10 protein-coding genes are annotated in these 8,598 nt (G+C 70.9%); 4 read left to right on the top strand and 6 right to left on the bottom strand.

From position 1 onward, the window contains the following. Positions 1-202: 202 nt before the first annotated feature. Together rsrA and D450_RS0117335 are read right to left on the bottom strand one after the other, a co-directional pair. Positions 203-490 (bottom strand): mycothiol system anti-sigma-R factor, encoded by a 288-nt coding sequence (gene rsrA / locus D450_RS0117340; protein WP_017539918.1) that lies wholly within the window; start codon positions 488-490, stop codon positions 203-205. Then, positions 487-1,137 carry a sigma-70 family RNA polymerase sigma factor gene (locus tag D450_RS0117335; protein WP_017539917.1) on the bottom strand — a complete coding sequence of 217 codons (651 nt, stop codon included), beginning with the start codon at positions 1,135-1,137 and terminating at the stop codon, positions 487-489. Before D450_RS0117335 ends, rsrA begins: the two co-directional genes overlap by 4 nt. A 460-nt stretch (positions 1,138-1,597) precedes the next feature. Here D450_RS0117335 and D450_RS0117330 point away from each other — a divergent pair, with 460 nt between their 5' ends. Next, positions 1,598-2,467 carry a class I SAM-dependent methyltransferase gene (locus D450_RS0117330; RefSeq protein WP_017539916.1) on the top strand — a complete coding sequence of 290 codons (870 nt, stop codon included), beginning with the start codon at positions 1,598-1,600 and terminating at the stop codon, positions 2,465-2,467. Between the two features lie 356 nt (positions 2,468-2,823). Here the strand turns inward: D450_RS0117330 and thiC are convergent, their stop codons facing one another. From thiC to D450_RS33415, 4 genes are all read right to left on the bottom strand, one after another. Continuing rightward, a complete protein-coding gene (thiC, locus tag D450_RS0117325) occupies positions 2,824-4,488 on the bottom strand; it encodes a phosphomethylpyrimidine synthase ThiC (protein WP_017539915.1) in 1,665 nt (554 codons plus the stop codon). 264 nt (positions 4,489-4,752) lie between these two features. Continuing rightward, positions 4,753-5,616 (bottom strand): SOS response-associated peptidase, encoded by an 864-nt coding sequence (locus D450_RS0117320; protein WP_017539914.1) that lies wholly within the window; start codon positions 5,614-5,616, stop codon positions 4,753-4,755. Positions 5,617-5,683: 67 nt separating this feature from the next. Continuing rightward, complete coding sequence (locus D450_RS0117315; protein WP_026128614.1) at positions 5,684-5,869, bottom strand: DUF397 domain-containing protein; 186 nt, start codon at positions 5,867-5,869, stop codon at positions 5,684-5,686. Then, the gene (locus D450_RS33415; RefSeq protein WP_161631153.1) at positions 5,866-6,684 is read right to left on the bottom strand and encodes a helix-turn-helix domain-containing protein; all 819 of its coding nucleotides are present in this window, start codon (positions 6,682-6,684) and stop codon (positions 5,866-5,868) included. The genes D450_RS0117315 and D450_RS33415 overlap by 4 nt, the downstream gene beginning before the upstream one ends. 265 nt (positions 6,685-6,949) lie before the next feature. On the opposite strand from D450_RS33415, the gene D450_RS34020 reads away from it, so the two are divergent. From D450_RS34020 to D450_RS0117295, 3 genes are all read left to right on the top strand, one after another. After that, entirely contained in the window at positions 6,950-7,096 is a 147-nt protein-coding gene (locus tag D450_RS34020; protein WP_169541694.1) for a hypothetical protein, read from the top strand. Next, a complete protein-coding gene (locus D450_RS0117300) occupies positions 7,093-7,425 on the top strand; it encodes a hypothetical protein (protein WP_017539910.1) in 333 nt (110 codons plus the stop codon). The genes D450_RS34020 and D450_RS0117300 overlap by 4 nt, the downstream gene beginning before the upstream one ends. 292 nt (positions 7,426-7,717) lie before the next feature. Then, positions 7,718-8,598 (top strand): ABC transporter ATP-binding protein (locus tag D450_RS0117295; protein ID WP_017539909.1); only part of this gene is annotated, 881 nt, incomplete at its 3' end.

Raw genomic sequence — 8,598 nt, 5'->3', positions numbered from 1 at the left:
GGGGCACCTGCCCATCCGTCGCCGCCCTCTGCCTGGACCGCGAGAGGCCCGGCGGGACACCATCCGCTCCGCACTCCGGGGCGCGGCGCACCCGTAGGCCCCCGCCCCTTCACCCCGCCCATGCGCCCCGCGCACCCGCTCCGCACACGACGAAGGGCGGCGCCCCACCGGGCGCCGCCCCACTCCATCCGCTCGGGGCCGCCTACTCGGCGGCGCCCTCCCGGTACTGCATGTCCACGCGGGCCGCCTCGATCCGGGTCAGCACCTTGCCCCGCAGGTCGCCGGGGACGGGGTCGCACCCGCAGTGCTTGGCCACCAGCTTCTTGACGGCCTCCTCAAGGCCGTACTCCTCCAGGCACGGGCGGCACTCGTCCAGGTGCCGCCGGATCTCGTCGCAGCCGGCGTCGGCGAGCTCCCCGTCGATGTAGACGTACAGCCGCTCCAGGACCTCGCTGCACGGGGTCTCGTGCTCTCCACCGCAGCCGCTCATCGCCGTTCCTCCCGCGTCGCCCCGTCGTTGCGCGCCCCCGAGGCCACCGACTCGCGGCCCGGCTCCCCGCCGGAGAGGAAGCCCCGGTCGACGGCGTACTCCTCCAGAAGCGTTCTGAGCTGCCTGCGGCCCCGGTGGAGCCGCGACATGACCGTCCCGATGGGGGTGTCCATGATCTCGGCGACCTCCTTGTAGGCGAAGCCCTCCACATCGGCGAGGTACACCGCGATCCGGAAGTCCTCCGGCAGCTCCTGCAGCGCGCGCTTGACGTCGCTGTCGGGAAGGTGTTCGAGCGCCTCGGCCTCGGCGGACTTCAGCCCCGAGGAGGAGTGCGAGGCGGCCTGTGCGAGCTGCCAGTCCTCGACGTCCTCGGTACCGGCCTGCTTCGGCTCACGCTGCTTCTTGCGGTAGGAGTTGATGAAGGTGTTGGTGAGGATGCGATACAGCCACGCCTTGAGGTTCGTCCCCTCCTTGAACTGGTGGAACGACCCGAAGGCCTTGGCGAAGGTCTCCTGGACGAGGTCCTCGGCGTCCGAGGGGTTGCGGGTCATCCGCAGCGCGGCCGAGTACAGCTGGTCCAAATACGGGAGCACGTCCCGCTCGAACCGAGCCCCCCGCTCGTCGAGTGTCTCCTGGCCCTGACTCAAGCCCGCCTGCCTCCTTGTACCGGTCCGCCGTGGGGTGACCATCGTCGCCTCACGATACGACGCGGTGGGAGCGGGGCGCACGCTTGGGCCGGATGGCCGTGTGGCGGTCTCCCGTTCGAGGACGCCGCAGGTGCCCGTTGCCGCCATGGACGCTTCTGACCTCCCTCGTTGCCTCCGGACGCGTGGACGGGGGCGCTCCGCGCGCTCCGGGTCGGCGTTCGGGTCCGTGGTGCGGGTGCGTGATGGAGGTGCAAACAACGGCCAGCCCCTGCTGATTCCGCCGAACGGAATCGCATGCGATTCCGCGCACACCATTCGCGCCGTCCCGGGCCCGCTCCGCGGCCGACGGGCGTACGCTCGCCTCATGCGTGCAAAAGGCCCGCGCAGCACGCGCTCCCGCAGGTGATGCGGGCGCAGGCGCGGGTAGGAACCTGTGCAGACGACGTGGGAGAGGAGTGTCGTGCGCCCGTCCTCTGGTTTCGCGGCCCGAACCCCGGCGTCCTCATGGACCGGCGCCCCCGCCGACGCCCTTCCTGAGGAGCCGACGCGCTCCCCTGCGGAGCAGTTCGCCGGATCCGATCCGCTATCGGCGTATTGGCGCTTCTACTGGGCGGTCGCCGGGGCGCAGCTCGCCCGGTGGCTGCCCGCCGCGCCCTCGCGCCTGCTCGACCTGTCCGCCCCCGAGTTCCGCGGCGCCCCCCGGGCCGTGGCCGCCGGGCACGACGTGGTCACCCTGCTGCCCAGCGCCGACCAGGCGCCCAAGCCCTCGCTGTCGCTGGTCAACGGGCACGCACCGGCACCGCGCCCGGGGCGCGCCCCGGGGCGGATGCGGCCGGTGGTGGGCGACCCGGCAGCGCTGCTGGGCTTCGCCTCCGAGGGCTTCGACGGGGTCATCGCCGACAACAGGGTGCTCTCCCGCCAGCTGGCCACAGAGGAGGCGCTGGGCGAGATCGCCCGGGTGCTGCGGCCCGGAGGCCGCGCACTGCTGTGCGTGGACTCGGTGGTGCTGGGGATGGCGCTCCTCGCCGAGCAGGACTGCTGGCCCGAGCTGAGCTTCGCCCCCTCGGCCGATGTGCTGCTGGTGCCCTGGCCGGACGGGTCCATCACCCGCTGCTTCACCGCCGAGCAGCTCACCGAGATGCTGTCGGGGGCCGGGCTGGAGACCGAGTGGATCCGCCCGCGCACCGTGCTGTCGGCCTCGACGGTCGAGGTCATGATGGAGCGCGACCCGCGGGCGCTGGGACGGCTGGTCGAGATGGAGCTCCACGCCGAGGAGTCCGACGACTACGTCGGCGTGCACCTGCTGGCGAGCGCCCGCAAGCCGGAGTAGGGCCGCCCCTGCCGACGGGGATCGCATCCCTGGGGATCGCACCGTCGGGGCGCCCCTGGAGGGCTGTCCGGGAAGCGCGGGGACCGCCGGCGGCCCTTCTCCCGGATGGGGCCCGTGAGCGGGGCACCGGCCGACCCGCAGCCGCCCGTTCCGGTGGCCGCCCGCACGCCCCGTGCCCGGCAGTGCTGCCGGAAAGGCCGCGGACCTCACCCGTCGTCGTGCGTCGTCGCCCGGCCCCGGAGGCTCGCCCCGGTGGCCGGGCCCGGCGGGCGGCAAGGCGGCACCGTGCCCTGCGCACCCGCCGTGTGCCGTTCACCCCGGTGCGGGGATGAGCCGTCCCCGCACCGGGGCGGCCGTCAGTCGGCCACCGGCAGGTAGACGCGCTTGCCCTGGTCGGCGAACTCGGCGGACTTGTCGGCCATGCCCTTCTCGATGGCCTCCACCGTGGACAGGCCGTTCTCCTCGGCGTAGCGGCGCACGTCCTGGGTGATCTTCATCGAGCAGAACTTCGGCCCGCACATGGAGCAGAAGTGCGCCGTCTTCGCGGGCTCGGCGGGCAGCGTCTCGTCGTGGTAGGCCTGCGCCGTCTCCGGGTCCAGGGCCAGGTGGAACTGGTCCTGCCAGCGGAACTCGAAGCGGGCCTGGGACAGGGCGTCGTCCCACTCCTGGGCCCTCGGGTGGCCCTTGGCCAGGTCGGCGGAGTGGGCGGCCAGCTTGTAGGTGATCACTCCGGTCTTGACGTCGTCCCGGTTGGGCAGGCCCAAGTGCTCCTTCGGGGTGACGTAGCACAGCATCGCGGTGCCGTGCCAGCCGATCTGGGCCGCCCCGATCGCCGAGGTGATGTGGTCGTAGCCGGGGGCGACGTCGGTGGCCAGCGGGCCCAGGGTGTAGAAGGGGGCCTCGCCGCAGAGCTCCTCCTCCAGGCGCACGTTCTCGGCGATCTTGTGCATCGGCACGTGGCCGGGGCCCTCGATCATCACCTGCACGTCGTGGGCGCGGGCGATGTGCGTCAGCTCGCCGAGGGTGCGCAGCTCGGCGAACTGCGCCTCGTCGTTGGCGTCGGCGATGGAGCCCGGGCGCAGGCCGTCGCCCAGCGAGAAGGTGATGTCGTAGGCCCGCAGGATCTCGCAGAGCTCTTCGTAGTGGGTGTAGAGGAAGCTCTCCTTGTGGTGGGCCAGGCACCAGGCGGCCATGATGGAGCCGCCGCGCGAGACGATGCCGGTGGTGCGGCGGGCGGTCAGCGGCACGTACCGCAGCAGCACGCCGGCGTGCACCGTCATGTAGTCCACGCCCTGCTCGGCCTGCTCGATGACGGTGTCGCGGTAGATCTCCCAGCTCAGCTTGGCCGGGTCGCCGTCGACCTTCTCCAGGGCCTGGTAGATGGGCACGGTGCCGATGGGCACCGGGGAGTTGCGCAGGATGCGCTCGCGGGTCTCGTGGATCCGCTTGCCGGTGGACAGGTCCATCACGGTGTCGGCGCCCCAGCGGGTGGCCCACACCATCTTCTCCACCTCCTCGGCGACCGAGGAGGTCACCGCGGAGTTGCCGATGTTGGCGTTGATCTTGACCAGGAAGTTCTTGCCGATGATCATCGGCTCGGACTCGGGGTGGCAGCGGTTGACGGGGATCACCGCCCGGCCGATCGCCACCTCGGAGCGGACGAACTCGGGGTCCAGGCCCTCCCGGGCGGCGATGAAGCGCATCTCGGGGGTGATCGTCCCGGCCTTGGCGTAGGCCAGCTGGGTGACCGCCCCGTTGAGCGGCTCGCGCGCGGCGATCCAGTCGGCGCGCGCCGGGGCCAGGCCGGCGTGCACGTCGATGTCGGCGTCGTCGTCGGTGTAGGGGCCGGAGGTGTCGTACAGGTCGAAGTGGGTGCCGTTGCTGAGACCGACCCTGCGCTGGGGAACGCGCAGCACCGACCCGCCATCGGGGTCGGGGACCTCCTGGTAGACCTTCTTCGAGCCCTTGATGGGCCCGGTGGTCACGGAGTGTCGGACGTCACGGTCGTCGAGCGCCGTCAAGGCACGCCTCCCTACGTCGGAATTACCCGAACAGGTTCTGCGGTCGGCGACACCGCCGCCTTCTGGAGGCAGCCGCCCTCTCAGCCCGCCAAGGCGCGAGCTCCCGCGTGTTTGCGATTGTCCAATCACGCACCGTCGTCACGGTGCACCGCGCGTGAAGTAGCGCGGCGATCATATGACCGCAGCCACCTTAACCAGGCGGCGGCGCCCCGATCCACCCCCGGGGCCCGGCGGTGTCCCGGTCCGGCCCCGGCCCGGGAGCCGTCAGAAGAGCGTCTCCTCCTCGCCCGCGGCGTCGGAGGACGGCGGTTCCAGCAGCTCAGGGCCGTTGTTCTTGATGCTGTTGACGGCGGTGGAGACCTCGCGCACCGTGAAGTCGGCGACCGGGGTGGAGGCCATGACGCGCTGGACGTCGGCCAACCCGGCGGCCGGGTCGAGCCAGGAGGCCCACTCCCGGCGGGGGACGACGACCGGCATGCGCTCGTGGACCTCCTCCAGGCCGCCGGCGGCCTGGGTGGTGACGACGGTGCAGCTCCAGACCCAGGCGGCGGGGTCCTCCTCGGGGACCTCGGGGTCGCGCCAGCGCTCGAAGAGGCCGGCCAGGGCCAGCGGCTCACCGTCGGCGTAGGCCACGGAGAAGGGCCTCTTCTTCGAGGAGGACTTGCGGCGCTTGTGGCCGGGGTCGGTGGCGGGGGACGTGCCGGGCTCGAAGGTGCCGGGGGCGGCGTCGGGGAGCAGCTGCCACTCGTAGTAGGCGTCGGCGGGCAGCAGGCAGCGGCGCCGGGCGAGAGCGGAGCGGAAGGCGGGCTTGTCGGCCACGGTCTCGCTGCGGGCGTTGATCATCTTGAAGCCGACGTTGGCGTCCTTGGCCCAGGAGGGGACCAGGCCCCAGCGGAAGGAGGCCAGACTCCGCGGACCGGGCGGGACCCCTTGCGCGGCCTCGTTGGGCGGGGTTCCCAGGACGGCGTAGACGTGTTTGCCCGGGGAGATGTTGTAGTCCGGCTGAAGCTCTTCGAGGGGAGGCCGGGAACGGGGATCGCTCGGTCCCGAGGGGTCGGGAGCCTCGGCGAAGTCGAAGGCGAGCTGGAGCTCGTGGGCGTTCCTGGCCCTGGCGAAACGTCCGCACATGAGGACAAGTCTGGCACTGCCCGGGAGGAATCCGCGCGGCCCCGGCCGAGACCGGGACCGCGGGGCGTCAGAGCTCCCCGTCGCAGACGCCGACCAGGAAGGCCACCCAGGCACCGGGCGTGTACTCGATGTGGCCGAGGTGCTTGTTCTGGGTGTCACGCACTCGGACGATCTCCGCTTCAGCCACCTCGACACAACTCCCCGACGAGCCACTGTAGCTGCTCTTGTGCCACGCGGCTTTGTCGCATGTCATTGGAACGCCATCCTCGCCTTCATTATCTGATCCAACGCATCAGTGCTCGGAAGAGCAGCCGCCTGGAGAGCACCGAAGACTATCTCGCAGTGCCGAAGCTTCTCAGGTTCGGTGTCGTCGATGATCTTCTCACCGGTCATGTACTCCGCCGACGCGAGCGTCGTCCGGTCGGGAAAGCGATAAAGCCTGAAGGGGCCGTCCCTGCCAGGAGCGGCAGGCGCGTCCGCGGGGAGTACCTGGAGGTAGATCTTCTCGTCTTCGACCAGCGCCGAGAGCCGATCGAGCTGTTCGATCATGCACTCCCTCGGCCCCACTGGGCTGGTGAGCACACTGGAACTGATCACGAACCACAGAAGGGGGCGATCGTCATCCTCCAGCAGGCCCCAACGGACGACGCGCGCCTCGATCATTCGCTCTAGTTCAGCCGACCGACCCCACGGTCTTGAGGCGCGGAACAGCGACCGAGCATAAGCCCTGTTCTGGAGAAGTCCAGGGATGAGAAGCGGCTGGAACTCTCGGATCTCCGAAGCCTCACGTTCCAATTCAGGGACCCGATAGAACCAATCCGGCAGCCTGTCCGGACTGTTCATCCGAGTCCATATGCGGACCACCTCGTTCCCGGCTTCCAGGAACTCGTCAAGATTCACCGCGTGTTCCCGCAGGCAGAACCGCTTCCCTCGCTCAATCGAGGAGTACATGGTCGGTGAGAGCCCGACGGATTTCGCTGTGGCTACTCCGGTCTTCCCCCTGCGCTCCCGGATCCTTCGAAGCGAATCTCCGAACGTCACCCACTCGGGTTTGGACTTTCGGTCCACGGCAACCTCCCCCACCAACCCGGTTCAAGTATGCACCGCACTACTCCAGGATGTACACCAGATTCACCAAACCCGCACCAATATTGGCTACTCGGTGAAAGCGCTGGTGTTCGGCGGGAGACGCCCCCATCGTGATCCGGAGAGACACAAGGACTCCACCGGCCCTGCACACGCGGTGCAGGAGATGGTGGAGACAGCAAAGACCCCCGCGACGGTTGCACCCGTCCGGGGGCGTGGCCACCAGCTGCACAGGAGCTGACGACGCATGGACACTATCCGCCGCGACCGTCCCCGCGCACCCCGTGTGCGGCGCTACGTCCCGGCCTTCGAGGCCGCCCGCGCGATCACCGCCGTCCACCGCGCCCGCGACCTGCACCGGGTCCTGGCCGCCCTCCGAGGAGGCCTGCTGTGACCGGCGAGCGCGACCCCCTCCTGGACCTCCTGCGCGCCCACTACGGCCACCGCTGGGCCATCCGCCGCACCGACACCCTCTGGATCGCCACCGCCCGCGACCGCGACGCCGACCACGCGCCCACCCTCGTCCACCCCGACATCGGCCGCTTCCTGACCGAACTCGACGACCCGCCCCCGCGCGCCGGCCGCCCCTACCGGTCCCTCCTCGACACCGACCACTTCACCCGCCGCGCCCACGACCTCGCCGACGGCGTCCACCTCTACGACGACCACGGACCTGAAACCGCCCCCGGCGACGATGAGGAGCCCCCGAACACGCGGCGGTGACCGCACTCGGCTCAGGGCCTTCTGTGAACCAGCGGATTCCCCGGTTTCCTCGGCCATTCCCACCTGCCGGAAGTCCGCCATGGAAACTTCCGCGAAGACACGTTCGCGTTTCCGTATTTCCGCAGGTCAGAGCGAACGTGAGACGTGTGTTCGCGTTTGCCTTCCGCCCTTTCCCGGGCCAGAATCAAGACCCTTCCGAGCCGAGCACCCCCGAACGGGGGCCCATCGCCGTGCCGAGAAGCGGGCACGGGCCTGCTCCCATCCGAACCGAGCCACCCCTTGAGGAGGGGCCATGATCCATGCCCGAAAACTGACGAGGACCTTCGCGCAGAAGCGCGGAAGGCCGGGGGTCGAGGCGGTCCGCGGCCTCGACCTGGACGTGGAGGCCGGAACGCTGCTGGCCTTCCTCGGGCCGAACGGCGCGGGCAAGTCCACCACGCTGCGCATGCTCACCACCCTGCTCCCGCCGACGTCGGGGGCGGCGACCGTCGCCGGATGCGACATCGCGGACGACCCGGCGGGTGTGCGCCGGCGCATCGGCTACGTGAGCCAGAAGAACGCCGCCTCCGACCACCACCGGGTCCGCGACGAACTGGTGGCGCAGGGCAAGGCGTACGGAATGACCCGTGCACGGGCCAAGGAGCGCGCCGACGAGCTACTGGACCGCCTGGAGCTCCGGGAGTTCGCGGACCGCACCCCCACGACGCTCTCCGGCGGGCAGCGGCGGCGGGTGGACGTCGCGCTGGGGCTGGTGCACGAGCCCGAACTGCTGTTCCTGGACGAGCCCTCCACCGGGCTGGACCCGCACAGCCGGGCCGAGGTCTGGGAGTTCGTCCTGCGCCTGCGCGAGGAGAGCGGGATGACGCTCTTCCTGACCACGCACTACCTGGAGGAGGCCGACAGCATGGCCGAGCGGGTGGTGATCGTCGACCGGGGCCGGACCATCGCCGACGGCACCGCCGACGGCCTCAAGGCGGACATGGCCGGCGACCGGATCGAACTGACGCTGCGGGAGGCGGCCGACGCCGCCTGCGCGGCCGAGATCGCCGCCCGGTTCGCCGGCTCCGCCGCCCCCTCCCCCTCCGGCCCCGCCGGCACCGGCCTGGCCGTCGCGGTCCCGAACGCGGACGCGGCGATGCCGGAACTGCTCGGCGCCCTGGACGTGGCGGGGGG

The sequence above is a fragment of the Nocardiopsis halophila DSM 44494 genome, from assembly GCF_000341245.1.
Taxonomy (GTDB): domain Bacteria; phylum Actinomycetota; class Actinomycetes; order Streptosporangiales; family Streptosporangiaceae; genus Nocardiopsis_A; species Nocardiopsis_A halophila.
The sequence above is the reverse complement of the archived record's forward strand: the minus strand, read 5'-3'. Positions and strand labels throughout refer to the sequence as shown.